The organism is Mycobacterium sp. SMC-11 (genome assembly GCF_046250095.1).
GTDB lineage: Bacteria > Actinomycetota > Actinomycetes > Mycobacteriales > Mycobacteriaceae > Mycobacterium > Mycobacterium heraklionense_A.
In genome coordinates this window covers 1201065-1215634 of the sequence record NZ_CP176430.1, presented here as the reverse complement: position 1 = coordinate 1215634, position 14570 = coordinate 1201065, and the positions used below count along the sequence as shown (strand labels likewise).

Below are 14570 nucleotides of genomic sequence, written 5' to 3'. Positions count from 1 at the left end.
GATCAGTTGTCGGGAAGGCCTGCCCCTGACAGGGCTGCGACCATGTCTTCGCGGTGGAGCAGCGACGCCGCGCCCGCCCCGAACTGCCTGAGCTTGTCGATGACGGTGTGGCCTTCGGGAGTGTGGCCCCAGATGCTGATTCCCTGATGGGTGGTCGGCTCCCAGGTGGTTTCGTCGACCACGAGGGGGTTCCACCCGACTTCCCATTCGAAACCGGACGGCGTCTTGGCGTAGAAGGACAACTCCCGGTCATTGGTGTGCTGTCCGACGGCCAGTGCCATGTCGAAACCCAGTTGCTTGACCCGCTGATACGACGCGGTCATGTCGTCCAACTCCGCGACCTGGATGTTGACGTGCTGCACGCGGGTGCGGATCGGGTTGAACGGCAGGCGGTTCACGGCGGCGATCGCCACCGAATGGTGGCGTTGGTTGACCCGCAGGAAGCGGATCTTGACCTTCACCCCGCTGATCGTCTCGTCGATGAAATCGGAGAGCCGCGCGTCAAACACCGTGGCGTAGTAGCCACGCATCTGGTGCGGCCGCTTGGTGGTGATGGCGACGTGGCCGATACCGCCTTCTCCGGTGACAAATCCGCCACGCACCGCGGCCTCCAACGGCACGTCGGCAGCTCGGGGCCGGGTGAAGATCTCCTGGACCAGACCGTTGGGTCCGGGGAATCGCGCCAGCCGCTCCACCCCGCGCAGCGTGGCCTCCTCCGCGGTTCCCTCGACAACCGGCACGCCGTGCCGCGCCACCCGGGCGGCGACCTCGTCGAAACCGCTGTGGTCATCGAGTTCCCATCCGAGCGCGGCGACGTCTTCGGCCGGGCCGCGCCGCAGCAGGAATCGGCATGCATTGTCGTCGAGCCGGAACCGCATCACGTCGGGCAGCGTGTCGTCGACGTGCATGCCGATGGCGTCGCGACCGAATCGTCGCCAATCGGCGAACCGTTCCGTCTCGACGACGACGTACCCCAGGCGGACGTTGCCGAACAGCGACGGTGCGGCGACGGCCGTCATGGCGCGAGGAACTCGGTGACGATGCGGTTGAACAGTTCGGCGCGTTCCCACTGCATCCAGTGCCCGGTGCGGGCGGTCATCACCAGATCGGCGTTGGGCATCAGGTTCGCCAGCAGCGGGCCGCCGGAGGGCCGGTTGACCTTGTCGTCGCGTCCCCACAGCACCAGAGTCGGCGTGGGCAGCTTCCTCAGCCGTTTGTCGCGGGTCAGGTCCATCCGCCACAGCGTGCGCGGTCCCGAGGGCCGGCGAAGCGGCGGGTTGGCCACCACCTCGGGATCGATGGAGGCGGCATAACGCAGGTCGATCAGATCGTCGGGAACCGAGCCGCCGTCGTAGACCAGATAGGTACGGATGAAGGCTTCCAGCTTGTCGCGGCTGGGGCCATCGCCGCCGTAGTAGGACAACAGACTTCGCAACCCGGGAGTCGGAAGGCCGCGGGTGGTCCCGATACCACCCGGGCCCATAAGGATGAGCTTGCCTACTCGTGCCGGGCTGTCCAGGGCCAGCCTCAGCGCGCATGACCCACCGTAGGAGTTGCCGACCAGGTGCGCGGTGTCGATTCCGAGCTCATCAAGCAGGCCACGGACCGTGGCCGCGAGATAGCCGAACGGATCGTTCTGGTCGACGTGTTTGTCCGAGCGCCCGTAACCGGGCATGTCGGGCACGATGACGTGGAAGTTCTGGGCCAGTGCGTCGATGTTGCGCGAATAGTTCGACACCCCGGTAGCTCCCGGCCCCCCGCCGTGTAGCAGCACCACCGCGGGCCCGCTGCCGGCCTCGGTGACGAAGATCGGCCGGCCGTCCACGGCGACGGTCCTCTCGATGACGTCGGTGGCGGTCATGCGGCTACCTCATTTCTTACTGCGACGGTGTAGCCGTCCGGGGGCGCGGGCAGCGATTCCCCGGATCCGGCTGCGGCATAGACGAATCCGTCTGGGCGAAGGACCACCGTGGTCGCCTTTTTCCTGCGCAACCAGCGCACCAGGCCTGGATCGGAGATCCGGTGGGCTGGGATACCCAGTTCCGTCCAGGCGTCCGCCCCCGGTGGCAGCTGGCCGGTGTGCAGCATGGCCCAGCCGCCGCCCAGCAGTTCGTCGAGGCGGACGCTGCCGCCGTCGCTGCCGGTGATCCACGGCTGCGGGATCTGCCATCCGACCGCCCGATGCCGATTCTTGGCGAAGAAGCCCTCCGCATAGCGGGCCTCGGGAACCCACATCAGCCGTTGCGAGGTGGCCCGTACACCGGGCACCCGGGTCAGCATGCGCATCACGCGGTTGCGCACAGCGGCAATCGCTCGGTTGCGTTCGGTGATGACTCGCCCGACGATCCGGGCACGCCGGGTGGTTTCGGTGACGTGCGGTTTGCGTTCGGCTTGGTAGGAGTCCAGCAGCCCTTCCGGCGCCTGCCCGTTGAGCACCGCCGCAAGCTTCCAGCACAGGTTGGCCACATCACGCACTCCGGCGGACATGCCCTGCCCGATCCACGGCGGCATGGCGTGCGCGGCGTCGCCGGCCAGAAAGATCCGGCCCACCCGCCAGCGGTCGGCGACGCGGACATGGTGGCTGTAGATCACTGCGCGAAGGATCTTGACGTGTTCGGGGGTGATGCCCTGGACCCCCAGGACCTTCCAGATCTCCTCCTCGCGTAGGAGTTTCTGCTCGTCTTCACCGGTTCGGGCGGGAAACTCCCAGCGGTGGTGGCCCAGCGGGGTGGGGCAGTCGACCATCGGCCGGGCGGGGTTGCAGTGGAATCGCAATCTGTCGTGGGCTTCCCATTCCTGCAGGACTTTGGTGTCGATGACCACCCAGCGCTCACCGTAGGTGCGGCCCGAATAGCCGATCCCCAGCTGTCCCCTGGTCGGCGACCCTCCCCCGTCGGCGGCGATCACATAGCGGGCGCGGACCCGCTTGAGAGCGTCGTGACTGAGATCGGCACAGAGCAGTTCGACGTCGTCGGCCGAAGGCAGCAGCCGCAGGCATTCGTGCTCGAGCAACACCTCGACATTCGCGAAGCGCTGCACGCCCTCGCGTAGGACGCGATCGACTGCCGGCTGGTACAGGAATTGCTGTGGCGGGTGTCCACACCCACGCGGCGTGATCTTCAGATCGATGAACGGGACACCGGCGCTGTCAACGAAATTCAACGGGAGGTCCGGCAGCATGTCCTGCTGCAGTCGCTCGGCCAGACCGACCGACTGCCACACTCGCATCACTTCTTCGTCGGTGGAGATCGCGCGGGCGCGGCCATATATGTCCGGATCGCGCTCGATCACAATCACTTTCAGACCGAACCGGCCCAAGAGGTTGGCGGCCGTGGCCCCGGTGGGCCCATAGCCGATCACCGCCACGTCGTAGGTGTCTGTAGTCACGATGCCCGCTCTCGCCTCCGAGAAACTTGTTCTGTAGTGATCGCTACGGTAATGTAGCGATCACTACAGAGTCAAGACCCGAGGAGAGGCGCGATGGCGAAAACCAGCCAGCCGCAGCGACGCAAGCGGGTTGACGGCGAGCTGTCACGCGAGCGCATCCTCGATGCCGCCTCCGAGATCGCCGCCGAACGCGGCTACGAAGGCACCAGCATCGCCCTGGTCAGCGCCAAGTGCGAGCTGCCCGCCAGCTCGATCTATTGGCACTTCAAGAACAAGGACGACCTGATCGCCGCCGTCATCGAACGCAGCTTCGCCAGCTGGCTCAACGCCTGGCGGGTCCCCGACGAAGGCACTGCACACGAGCGGGTTCAGGGGCTGGCGATGCAGATCGCCAAGGCCCTACTGGAATCGCCGGACTTCATCCGCCTCGGCCTGATGCTGGCACTGGAACGCCGGCCCATCGAGGCGCGGGCACGGGCGATGTTCATCCAGGCCCGCACCCAGACGGCCGTCGCCCTGACCCAGACGCTGAGCGAACTCACCCCGGGCCTCACCCAGACCCAGATGCGCCAGCTGGTCACCTATGCCATCGCCGGCGCCGACGGCCTGTTCATCGCCAACGAAGTCGACCACCAGGCCCTCGATCTCATCGAGATGTTCGACATGCACGCCAATGCCCTCTACAGCACGGCGCTGCGGCTACTCTCCGAGAACGCTGGACAATGACGCTGCACAGCACCCAGGGCGCACACCGAGGTGAACACCTCGGCCGGTCAACCAAGCCGATCATCAAAGTCGACGACCTAGCCTGGCTGGAATTCGACAAGCCCGACTTAGCGCGGGCCGAGGAGTTTGCCCACGCATTCGGGTTCGCCACCGCAATGCGGACCGAGCAGGAACTGCATCTGCGCGGCGCGGATGCCGCCGAGCCGTGCGTGATCATCCGGCGAGGTAGCCGAAACCGTTTTCACGGCATGGCTTTTCGCGCACAGGATATGGCGGACCTGACTCGGCTGGCAGCCGCCACCGACGGCCGAATCAGCCCGCTGCCGGAATCTCTCGGCGGAGCGAGCGTGGACCTGCGCGATCCCACCGGCATGGCGGTCCGGGTCGTATCGTCCGCCCACAAGCTCGACGCCCTACCGGCGCAGACCCCGCAGAGCTTCAACGTCGGCCACACGGTGCTGAGGTCCAACGCCACCCAACGCCCCAGGCGTACACCGGCGATCGTGCAACGCCTCGGCCATGTGGTGCTGCAGAGCACCCGATACCTTCAAACGCTCAACTGGTACCTGGACACCCTCGGGATGATCGTCAGCGACTTTCAGTACTTCCCCGGGCAGCGCGATCGCGGACCGGCCATGAGCTTTATCCGCTGTGATCGCGGCACCACCCCGGCCGACCACCACACCTTGGCGATCGCGCTGGGCCCAGCTGACCGCTATATGCATTCGGCGTATCAGGTCTGCGACCTCGATGCCCTTGCCGCCGGCGGCGAGTACCTCAAAGAGCTGGGATATCAGCGATCTTGGGGCGTCGGCCGCCATATCCAGGGCAGTCAGATCTTTGACTACTGGCGCGATCCCGACGGTTTTTTGGTGGAACATTTCACCGACGGTGACATGTTCGACAACACCGTGGAGCCGGGCTGGGCGCCCTTCACCGCTTCCGGGCTGGCCCAGTGGGGCCCGCCGGCCAGCAAGAACTTCCTCGGCACCGAGGTGCGGACGGCGCCCCATGAGGCGCGCGCGATCCTGGCCGCACTGCGTAGCGACAACGAGTTCGACATCCGCCGTCTGGCCGGCCTACTGAAAGTTGCCTCCTCATGACCGTTTCCGTACTTCGCACCGCCGACGGCTGGTGGGTGCGCACGCCGACCGGAGCCGCCCGGATCGATACGCGCGCCACAACCACCGGACAGCTGTTGGTCGATCGTGCCGCCATCGAAGACGCTGCCAACACACACGGCACCGAGCCCGTGGCGGGCCTCGCCCTGCTCTCCCCGGTGACAGCGCCGTGCCGGGTGATAGCCCAGATGACCAACTTCGTCTCGCACATCAAAGACGCCGGCATGAACCCCGCGTCGGTGCCGCTGACCTTCTTCCGCAAGTCCTCCGCGTCGATCACCGGCCCGTTCGACGACGTGGTCAAGCCCAACCATGTCCGCCTGCTCGATTACGAAGTCGAGATCGGCCTCGTCGTCGGCCGTGACATCCCGGTCGGTGCAACGATTTCCGAGGCCGACCTGCCGCAGCTGATCGCCGGCCTGGTCGTCACCAACGACGTGTCGGCCCGCGACGTCCAACTGCCGCAGACCCAGTTCTACGAGGCCAAGTCCTATCCCGGATTCACCCCGGTCGGGCCGGCCCTGGTGCTGCTCGACGCGGCCGACTGGGCACGTTTCGGTGAGTTGCGCCTTCGCCTGGCGGTCAATGGCGAGATCCGGCAGGACAGCACTGTGGACGGCGACATGGTGTATCGGCCCCTGCAAGCCCTGCAGAGCCTGACCCGGTTTCAGCATCTCGCCCCCGGCGATCTGATCCTGACCGGCACTCCGGTCGGCACCGCGCTCAGTGCCCCACCCAAGCCGATCGAGATCCTGGGCTCCTTGCTGCCGCCGGCACTGAAGTGGAAGGCCTTCTTCAAACGGCAGGCCGGCAATCCCCGCTACCTGCACGACGGTGACATCGTCGAAGCCGCCGTGGCAACCGACGACGGCGCGATCGACTTGGGCACCCAACGCAATACCGTGCGCTACGCCGCCGCGGCAGCCGGCCGATAACGCAAAGGGCTGCGACCTCCCAGTGTCGTTGAACGACAACGCCGAACGTGCAACCAGTGCGGAATATCTGCGGGATCTTCGCACCAGATGCACGTTCGGCGCGGGTAAAGCGTCAGGCCGACGGCCTAAACACGACTAGGCGACGTTCTCCTCGTCTTCGTCTTCGACCATGCTGCCCAGGCGCCCGAGGATGATCTCCTCAGCCTCGGACACCATCCGCGACACCAGCTCGTCGACGGTCGGGATGTCGTTGATGAGCCCCATCGCGGTGCCCACCGTCCAGATCCCGGCGTCGACGTCGCCTTCGTCGAAGACGCGACGGCCGCGCACGCCGGCCACCAGCTCTTGGACGTCGGGGAACTGCCCGCCGTTCTTGAGGATCTCCACAACCTCGCGCGACACCGCGTTGCTGGCCACCCGAGCGGTGTTGTGCAGCGAGCGGAAGATCAGCTCGGTGCCGCGCTCGTCGCCGGCGACGATGGCTTCCTTGACGTTCTGGTGGATGCAGGACTCCACGGTGCACATGAACCGCGAGCCCATGTTGACGCCGTCGGCCCCCAGGGCCAGCGCCGCGACCAGGCCGCGGGCGTCGGCGAATCCGCCGGAGGCGATCATCGGGATCTCGATCTGCGCCGCGGCAGCCGGGATCAGCACCAGGCCCGGGATGTCGTCCTCACCCGGGTGACCCGCACATTCGAACCCGTCGATGCTGATGCCGTCCACGCCCAGGCTCTGCGCCTTGACGGCGTGCCGCACCGAGGTGCACTTGTGCAGCACCTTGATTCCGTTGTCGTGAAACATCGGCAGGTGCGGCGCCGGGTTGGAGCCGGCGGTCTCGACGATCTTGATGCCGGCGTCGACGATCACCTGCCGGTACTCGTCGTAGGGCGGCGGGTTGATCGCCGGCAGGATGGTCAGGTTCACCCCGAACGGCTTGTCGGTGAGATCCCGGGTCTTGGCGATCTCGTTGGCCAGGTCGGCCGGCGTCGGCTGGGTGAGCGCGGTGAGGAAACCCAGCGCCCCGGCGTTGGCGACCGCCGCCACCAACTCCGCGCGGCCCACCCACTGCATACCGCCTTGGGCGATGGGGTGCTCGACCCCGAATGTCTCGGTGAACTTCGTTGTCAATGCCATATGGACTCCTTAGCTGTGCTCAATGCTCTTCGCGCAAGCGCTCATCGCGGGGCCATCCGGATCGCACCGTCGAGGCGGATGACCTCGCCGTTGAGCATCGGGTTGTTGATGATGTGCTCGGCCAGGGCGCCGTACTCGTCGGGGTCGCCGAGCCGCGACGGGTGGGGCACCTGCGCACCCAGCGACTTCTGCGCCTCCTCGGGCAGCGAGCCCAGCAGCGGCGTCTTGAACAGGCCCGGAGCGATGGTGCAGACCCGGATCAGGTCACGCGACAGGTCACGGGCGATCGGCAGCGTCATGCCGACCACGCCGCCCTTGGACGCCGAGTAGGCGGCCTGCCCGATCTGGCCCTCGAACGCCGCCACGGAGGCGGTGTTGATGATGACGCCGCGCTCGCCGTTGATCGGCTCGGTCTTGGCGATCCGCTCGGCCGCCAGGCGCAGCACGTTGAACGTGCCGATCAGGTTGACCTGGATGATCTTGGTGAAGGCATCCAGCGGAAACGCGCCGTCCTTGCTCAGGGTCTTGATCGCGTTGCCGATTCCGGCGCAGTTGACGTTGATCCGCACGGGGCCAAGAGATTCCGCGACATCCAGGGCCGCGCCGACCGCCTCGGGGTCGGCCACGTTGGCCTCCACGAAGCGCGCCCGGTCACCGAGCTCGGCGACCACGTCCTCGCCCTTGAGGTCGATCACCACGACCTGGCCACCCGCGTCCAGCAGGCGTTTGGCCGTCGCCAATCCCAACCCGGAGGCACCGCCGGTGACAACGGCTACCGCGTCCTTGATCTGCACTCTCTTGGCCCCTCTCAATCCCAACCGTCTGGTTGGTCGGGACTATACCCAGTCGCTCAGGATGGACTCGTTGTCGGCTCCCAGAACGGCAGGCGGCGTCGGGACGTCGGGAACGCTGCGGGAGAACCGCGGCGCCGGCATCGGCTGCAAGTAGCCGTCGACGTCGTAGAAGGTGTCGCGCTCGGTGATGTGCGAGTCGGCCTGCACCTCGTTGAACGCCAACACCGGCGCCACGCAGGCATCGGAGGTGGCGAACACCTTGGCCCAGTGGTCACGGTCGTGGGCGGCGAACGCCGCGGTCAGCTTCTCCCGCAGCACCGGCCAACCGCTGACGTCGTTCTGCGCCGGCAACTCGGCGGGGTCCAGCTCCAGCTTGGCCAGCAGTTCGGCGTAGAACTGCGGCTCAATCGAGCCGACCGACACGTACTTGCCGTCGGCACATTCGTAGGTGTCGTAGTAGGGCGCGCCGGTGTCGAGCATGTTGACCCCACGTTCGTCGCTCCACAGCCCCTGCGAGCGGAAGCTCCACATCATCGCCGAGAGCACGCTGGCCCCGTCGACCATAGCTGCATCGATCACCTGGCCCTTGCCGGAACGCTGCAGCTCCCACAGCGCAGACAGGATGCCGACCAGCAGGAACATCGACCCACCGCCGAAGTCACCGGTCAGGTTCAGCGGCGGCACGGGGCGCTCCCCCTTGCGACCGACGGAGTGCAAGGTGCCGTTCAGCGAGATGTAGTTGATGTCGTGGCCGGCCTGCTGAGCGCGCGGGCCGGTCTGCCCCCAGCCGGTCATCCGGCCGTAGATCAGCCGCTCGTTGACCTTGGCGCAGTCCTCCGGGCCCAGGCCCAGTCGCTCGGTGACGCCCGGCCGGAAACCCTCGATCAGCACATCGGCCTTGGCGACCAGCTGCAGCACCAGGTCGCGGCCCTCCGGCGACTTCAGGTCGGCGGTCACCGAGCGCCGGTTGCGCAGCATGGTGTCCTTGCTGGCCCCGCCACCGAATTTCGGCGGCCGCTCCACGCGAACCACGTCAGCGCCCAGGTCGCCGAGGATCATCGCTGCGTGCGGTCCCGGTCCGATCCCGGCCAGTTCGATGACCCGCAGCCCCGCCAGTGGTCCCGCCATATCTGCCTCCTCGTCGTGTGCCTGTGTGATGTGCATCCTAGGGTGAGGGCCATGACTGCAATCGACTCCGGCATCGACACCCTGGCCCCGGTGGCGGGCGTGTCCGTCACCCTGACCGACGGGGTGCTCTCGGTGATCATCGACCGCCCCGACAGCCTCAACTCGGTGACCACCGGTGTGCTGGCCGGTATCGCCGACGCCATGGAAGCCGCCGGCCGCGACCCGCGCGTGCGCGCGGTTCGGTTCGGCGGGGCGGGGCGCGGCTTCTGCTCCGGCGCCGGGATCAGCGCCGAGGACGCAACCGATGAACTGGCGACGGAGATCATCGTCGAGGCCAATCGCGCGATCCGGGCGATCGTCGCGTTGCCACGGCCGGTGGTGGCCGTCGTGCAGGGGCCGGCGGCCGGTATCGGCGTGTCGCTGGCCCTGGCCTGCGACCTGATCGTGGCCTCGGACAAGGCCTTTTTCCTGTTGGCGTTCACCAAGATTGGGCTGATGCCCGACGGTGGCGCCTCCGCGTTGGTCGCCGCGGCCGTGGGCCGGACCCGCGCTATGCGGTTGGCGCTGTTGGCCGAACGACTGTCGGCCGCCGACGCCCTGGAGTGGGGCCTGATCAGCGCGGTGTACCCGGCCGAGGAGTTCGACGCCGAGGTGGACAAGCTGCTGGCCGGCTTGCTGGCCGGGCCCGCCGCGGCGTTCGCCAAGACCAAGCACGCCATCAACTCCGCCACCCTGACCGAGCTGGATGCCACCTTGGACCGCGAATACGTCGGGCAGTCAATCCTGTTGAACGCCCACGACTTCCGTGAAGGCGCTCGTGCATTTCAGGAGCGGCGCTCCCCCAATTTCACCGACCGCTAAGCGGTGACGAGCGTGCGCAGAATGCCACGCTCAGCGGCGTGTCGCCGCGCAAACACGCACACTCGCGCAAAGTTTGGGGGCTCTTACATCCCGAAGATCGGGGGCAGCGCCAGCACCATCACCAGTCCCCACACCAGGTGGGTCAGTACCGGAGCCAGCACCCCACCGGTAGCGCGCCGCTCGAGGGCGCAGACGGTACCGAGCACCAGTGCGGCCACACCCACCATGAAGTTGCCCGCGGCCATCATCGCCGCGACGTAGAGCAGGGTGGAAAACACCAGCGGGGAGCGGCGACCGAACGCACTGAACAGTGCGCCGCGGAAGAACAACTCCTCGGCGATCGCGTTGACCAGAGCGATCAGCACCACCAGTCGCCAGGAGACTTCGGTGGTGTAGGCCAAGATGGCGACCACCTGGTCGGCCAACGGCGGAATGTCTTGCACGGCAAGCCCGCCCAGCAGGAACACCCCGCCGAGCACCAGGCCCACGCCGGTGCCGGTGAACACCGGCCGCTCGTTGCGTCCGCGGAACCGCAACACGCCCAGGTGCAGCGGTCCGGCCACCACCGCCCCCACCGTCCAGACCACAGCCAAGACCAGCGACAGCCAGTAGAACGCCGCATCGCCTGGAAGCTTGCTGTGCATGGCGGCCAGTACCGCGGCGCCGATCACCACGACCACTCCGACGACGGCACGCCGCCGCTGCACCACTGCCCGTGGCTCGTGATAGGGCAGGGCAACCCTGGTCATGATGTCGGTGATCTCACGCAGCAGGCCGGGGCGGGTTGGACTGATCTGGGTCATACAGGACGTCCCCTCAGCGGCGGGTTAAGCAACGTCCCTAAAACGTAGCGGCGAAACGGCGGCCGGTGGCCCAAATGCGTTAGTTCGCTCGATGGACTTCGATCAGTCGCCGGTACGCCGCGGCGTTGTACCGATTGTTGCGGACCTCGGCCTCGCTCAGGTCTCGTCGCACCCGGCCCGGTACCCCCGACACCAGTGACCGGGGCGGCACCACCATCCCCTGCGGGATGACGGCGCCCGCCGCGACCAGCGAGCCCTCCCCCACGACGGCACCATTGAGGACGATCGCTCCCATGCCGATCAGGCAGTCGTCCTCAATGGTGCATCCGTGTAGCACCGCGTTGTGCCCGACGCTGACGTGCGCCCCCACTCGACAGGGAAACTCCTTGTCGACGTGGACGGTCACGCCGTCCTGGATGTTGGTGTCGATGCCGATCTCGATCGGCTCGACTTCGGCGCGCAGTGTCGCCGAGTACCAGACGCTGGCCCGAGCGGCCAGGCTGACCTGGCCGATCAGGCTAGCGTTGGGCGCCACCCAGGACTCCGGGTGTAGCTGCGGGGCACGCCCGCGGATGGAGATGAGAAGCGGCTCGGGCACGCCGCTCAACGCGCCTTCCACACTGGCGCGCGCTTCTCGGCGAACGCCCGGGGTCCCTCCTTGGCGTCCTCGGACCGCAGCACAGCGGAGAATTCCCGGCCGGTGCGCGCCCAACCGTCCACTTCGCCGGGGATGGCGCCGTCATCGACGCCGTAGGCGATCCGCTTGCTGGCCCGCACCGACAACGGCGCGTTGCCGGTGATCCGTTCGGCCAGCTCGAGGGCTGCCTCCAGCGCTCCGCCATCCTCGACCACCCGGTTGACCAGACCCCAGCGGGCCGCGTCGGCCGCCGAGATGGGCTCGCCGGTGTAGAGCAGTTCCAGGGCGATCTTGCGGGGCAACTGGTCGACGATGCGGAACACCCCGCCGGCACCGGCGATCAGGCCGCGCTTGACCTCGGGCAACCCGAATTGGGCGCGCTGTTCGGCGATCACCAGGTCGCTGGCCAGTGCGATCTCGGTGCCGCCGCCCAGCGCGGTGCCGTTGACCGCCGCGATGACGGGCTTGTCGATGAAGTGCTGCACGAAGCCGGCGAAACCCCACTCCGGGTGCTCCGGGTGGTAGATGTTCTCCCGGTTGGCGATCGCCTTGAGGTCGGCCCCGGCACTGAACGACTTGTCGCCGGCGCCGGTGAGCACTACCGCGCGCACCTCGTCGTCGTCTTGAGCCTGCGCCAAGGCGTCGCCGATGCCGGCACTGACGGCGCCGTTGATCGCGTTACGGGCTTCGGGCCGGTTGATCGTGATCAATAGGACGTTGCCCAGCTGTCCAAGCCGTTCTACCAGAACGGCCCCGTCACTCACAGCAGCTCCAGGATGGTGGCGTTGGCCTGGCCGCCGCCTTCGCACATGGTCTGCAGACCGTAGCGAATTCCGTTGGCGCGCATGTGGTAGAGCATGGTGGTCATGATCCGGGCACCGGAGCCGCCGAGGGGGTGACCCAGCGCGATCGCCCCGCCGTTGGGGTTGAGCTTCTTCGGGTCGGCACCGAGTTCGGCCAGCCAGGCCATCGGCACCGGGGCGAATGCCTCGTTGACCTCGAACACCCCAATGTCGTCGATGCTCAGGCCGGAGCGCTGCAGCGCCTTCTGGGTCGCCGGGATCGGCGCGGACAGCATCATCACCGGGTCGGCGCCGGCCAGCGTCGCGGTGTGCACCCGGGCCAGCGGGGTCAGGCCCAGTTCGCGTGCCTTGGCCGCCGACATGAACAGCAGCGCCGCCGAGCCGTCGGAGATCTGGCTGGAGTTACCGGCGTGGATCACGCCGTCCTCCTTGAAAGCGGGCTTGAGCTGGGCCATCTTCTCCAGGGTAGTACCGCGGCGGATGCCCTCGTCCTCGCTGATGACGTTGCCCTCGGGATCCGTGATCGAGACGATCTCGTCCTTGAAGGCGCCGGCGTCCTGTGCGGCACCGGCCTTTTCGTGCGATGCCAGCGCGAACTCGTCGAGCGCGGTGCGGCTCAGGCCCCACTTGGTGGCCATCATCTCCGCTCCGATGCCCTGGTTGGGGGTCTGGGTGTAGCGCGCCTTGAAGGAATCCCCGTACGGGCGGCCGCCGTTGGCCAGCGAGGAACCCATCGGGGTCCGCGACATCGACTCGACACCACCGGCGACCACGACGTCGTAGTGTCCGGCGACCACACCGGCGGCGGCGAAGTGCACCGACTGCTGGCTGGAACCACACTGGCGGTCCACGGTCACCGCGGGCACCGTCTCCGGCCAGCCCGCGCTCAGCACCGCCGTGCGGCCGATGTCCAGGGCCTGCTCACCGGCCTGCATGACACAGCCCCAGATCACGTCGTCGACCAGGGCCGGGTCCACGCCGGCCCGGTTGACCAGCCCGTTGAGCACCTGGGCGGACAGTTCGGCCGGGTGTACCCCGGACAGTCCGCCGTTGCGCTTGCCGATCGGCGCGCGCACCGCTTCGACGATGACGGCTTCAGCCATGGGTGCTCCTTAGTTGGTTCGGGGTCTTGTTACTTCGATTGTCGACGGGCGCGCTCGGGCGGCGTCAGCGGGGGTCATTCCGCGCTCCCGCGTAACGTCGAATCCATGGCACGCATCGTGATCGTCGGCGGCCACGGCAAGATCGCCCTGCTGCTGGCCCCCACCCTCGTTAGTCGCGGCGACCAAGTCAGCTCGGTGTTCCGCAACCCCGACCACGCCGAGGAGGTCGCGGTCACCGGCGCGGTCCCGGTGGTGGCCGATATCGAACAGCTCGGCACCGACGGCCTGGCCCGGCTCTTTGCCGATCATGACGCGGTGGTGTTCTCCGCCGGCGCCGGTGGCGGAAACCCGGCACGCACCTACGCCGTCGACCGCGACGCCGCCATTCGCAGCATCGACGCCGCCGCGAAAGCCGGTGCGCGGCGATTCGTGATGGTGTCCTATTTCGGCGCGGGACCCGATCACGGCATTCCCGAAGACGATCCGTTCTATCCGTACGCGCAGGCCAAGGCCGCCGCCGACGCCCATCTACGCGCCAGCGACCTGGACTGGACGGTGCTGGGGCCCAGCCGGCTAACCCTGGATCCAGCCAGCGGAGAAATCGCCGTCGGTCCCGACACGGCCAAAGGGCAGGTCTCCCGCGGCAACGTCGCGTTGGTGATCGCTGCCTCCCTGGCCGACAAGTCGACCATCGGCCGCACCATCGAGTTCAACGACGGCCCGACCCCGATCCCGGAGGCACTCGCGGCCGGTCGAGCCGAGTAACCTCGATCACGCAACTGGTTTGCCGTTGTCGCCGCCAGGCGGCTTCGGCATCGAGCGCACCGCGGTTTACGTAGTTTTCCGCGGAGCGCGAGAGGGAACCCGGTGAGAATCCGGGACTGTCCCGCAGCGGTATGCAGGAACGACCGCCGTCATAAGCACTGGTCATGGGTTCGCCCGCCGACTGGGAAGCGACGGCCACTAGGAGCACCTCGGTGCGCGCCTGCGAGTCCGAATACCTGCCCGTTGTGCTGGGCGCGCCGCGCCCGGCGGATCAACGCCTCGCGGAATGGGCGTCTGGTTTTGAGGGTTATAGTGCTTTATATATAGGCACGGGACCGGATCAGCTGGGCGGCTGCTGGCGTTGACCCACCCT

At 67.4% G+C, this 14570-nt stretch carries 15 protein-coding genes and 1 riboswitch; of the genes, 5 read left to right on the top strand and 10 right to left on the bottom strand.

Translation table 11 applies throughout. The features are described 5' to 3' along the window. Positions 1–2: 2 nt before the first annotated feature. The 3 genes from ACKY0X_RS05830 to ACKY0X_RS05820 are packed head-to-tail and all read right to left on the bottom strand — an operon-like array spanning position 3 to position 3387. Positions 3–1019 (bottom strand): VOC family protein, encoded by a 1017-nt coding sequence (locus ACKY0X_RS05830; RefSeq protein ID WP_409428676.1) that lies wholly within the window; start codon positions 1017–1019, stop codon positions 3–5. Beyond that, entirely contained in the window at positions 1016–1861 is an 846-nt protein-coding gene (locus ACKY0X_RS05825) for an alpha/beta fold hydrolase (RefSeq protein ID WP_409428675.1), read from the bottom strand. The genes ACKY0X_RS05830 and ACKY0X_RS05825 overlap by 4 nt, the downstream gene beginning before the upstream one ends. Further along, on the bottom strand, positions 1858–3387 hold the full coding sequence (locus ACKY0X_RS05820) for a bifunctional 3-(3-hydroxy-phenyl)propionate/3-hydroxycinnamic acid hydroxylase (protein ID WP_409428674.1): 1530 nt from the start codon (positions 3385–3387) through the stop codon (positions 1858–1860). The genes ACKY0X_RS05825 and ACKY0X_RS05820 overlap by 4 nt, the downstream gene beginning before the upstream one ends. Positions 3388–3480: 93 nt before the next feature. Between ACKY0X_RS05820 and ACKY0X_RS05815 the strand changes: the two genes are divergently transcribed. From ACKY0X_RS05815 to ACKY0X_RS05805, 3 genes are read left to right on the top strand one after another with little or no spacing between them, the layout of a single operon-like run. Continuing rightward, complete coding sequence (locus tag ACKY0X_RS05815; RefSeq protein WP_409428673.1) at positions 3481–4113, top strand: TetR/AcrR family transcriptional regulator; 633 nt, start codon at positions 3481–3483, stop codon at positions 4111–4113. Next, entirely contained in the window at positions 4110–5216 is a 1107-nt protein-coding gene (locus tag ACKY0X_RS05810) for a VOC family protein (RefSeq protein ID WP_409428672.1), read from the top strand. The genes ACKY0X_RS05815 and ACKY0X_RS05810 overlap by 4 nt, the downstream gene beginning before the upstream one ends. Then, positions 5213–6169 (top strand): fumarylacetoacetate hydrolase family protein, encoded by a 957-nt coding sequence (locus ACKY0X_RS05805; RefSeq protein WP_409428671.1) that lies wholly within the window; start codon positions 5213–5215, stop codon positions 6167–6169. Before ACKY0X_RS05810 ends, ACKY0X_RS05805 begins: the two co-directional genes overlap by 4 nt. A gap of 135 nt (positions 6170–6304) precedes the next feature. Here ACKY0X_RS05805 and ACKY0X_RS05800 read toward each other — a convergent pair whose 3' ends face one another. The 3 genes from ACKY0X_RS05800 to ACKY0X_RS05790 are packed head-to-tail and all read right to left on the bottom strand — an operon-like array spanning position 6305 to position 9225. After that, positions 6305–7303 carry an NAD(P)H-dependent flavin oxidoreductase gene (locus ACKY0X_RS05800; protein WP_409428670.1) on the bottom strand — a complete coding sequence of 333 codons (999 nt, stop codon included), beginning with the start codon at positions 7301–7303 and terminating at the stop codon, positions 6305–6307. Positions 7304–7344: 41 nt separating this feature from the next. Next, positions 7345–8097, bottom strand: a complete 753-nt coding sequence (locus ACKY0X_RS05795; RefSeq protein WP_065039380.1) for a 3-hydroxyacyl-CoA dehydrogenase — start codon at positions 8095–8097, stop codon at positions 7345–7347. A gap of 42 nt (positions 8098–8139) precedes the next feature. Further along, on the bottom strand, positions 8140–9225 hold the full coding sequence (locus ACKY0X_RS05790; RefSeq protein ID WP_046284419.1) for a CaiB/BaiF CoA transferase family protein: 1086 nt from the start codon (positions 9223–9225) through the stop codon (positions 8140–8142). Between the two features lie 51 nt (positions 9226–9276). On the opposite strand from ACKY0X_RS05790, the gene ACKY0X_RS05785 reads away from it, so the two are divergent. Beyond that, positions 9277–10086 (top strand): enoyl-CoA hydratase, encoded by an 810-nt coding sequence (locus tag ACKY0X_RS05785; RefSeq protein WP_409428669.1) that lies wholly within the window; start codon positions 9277–9279, stop codon positions 10084–10086. Positions 10087–10169: 83 nt separating this feature from the next. On the opposite strand, the gene ACKY0X_RS05780 is transcribed toward ACKY0X_RS05785, so the two are convergent. From ACKY0X_RS05780 to ACKY0X_RS05765, 4 genes are all read right to left on the bottom strand, one after another. Continuing rightward, positions 10170–10889: a CPBP family intramembrane glutamic endopeptidase gene (locus tag ACKY0X_RS05780; RefSeq protein WP_409428668.1), complete on the bottom strand. Its 720-nt coding sequence runs from the start codon at positions 10887–10889 to the stop codon at positions 10170–10172. Positions 10890–10968: 79 nt separating this feature from the next. Continuing rightward, a complete protein-coding gene (locus ACKY0X_RS05775; protein WP_065039448.1) occupies positions 10969–11487 on the bottom strand; it encodes a gamma carbonic anhydrase family protein in 519 nt (172 codons plus the stop codon). Between the two features lie 5 nt (positions 11488–11492). Then, positions 11493–12290 (bottom strand): crotonase/enoyl-CoA hydratase family protein, encoded by a 798-nt coding sequence (locus ACKY0X_RS05770; RefSeq protein ID WP_409428667.1) that lies wholly within the window; start codon positions 12288–12290, stop codon positions 11493–11495. Then, positions 12287–13432, bottom strand: coding sequence for a thiolase family protein (locus tag ACKY0X_RS05765; RefSeq protein ID WP_409428666.1), 1146 nt, complete (start codon positions 13430–13432; stop codon positions 12287–12289). The genes ACKY0X_RS05770 and ACKY0X_RS05765 overlap by 4 nt, the downstream gene beginning before the upstream one ends. A gap of 105 nt (positions 13433–13537) precedes the next feature. On the opposite strand from ACKY0X_RS05765, the gene ACKY0X_RS05760 reads away from it, so the two are divergent. Beyond that, positions 13538–14197, top strand: coding sequence for an SDR family oxidoreductase (locus ACKY0X_RS05760; RefSeq protein WP_409428665.1), 660 nt, complete (start codon positions 13538–13540; stop codon positions 14195–14197). Between the two features lie 46 nt (positions 14198–14243). Further along, positions 14244–14456: riboswitch (cobalamin riboswitch) on the top strand. Positions 14457–14570: the final 114 nt, after the last annotated feature.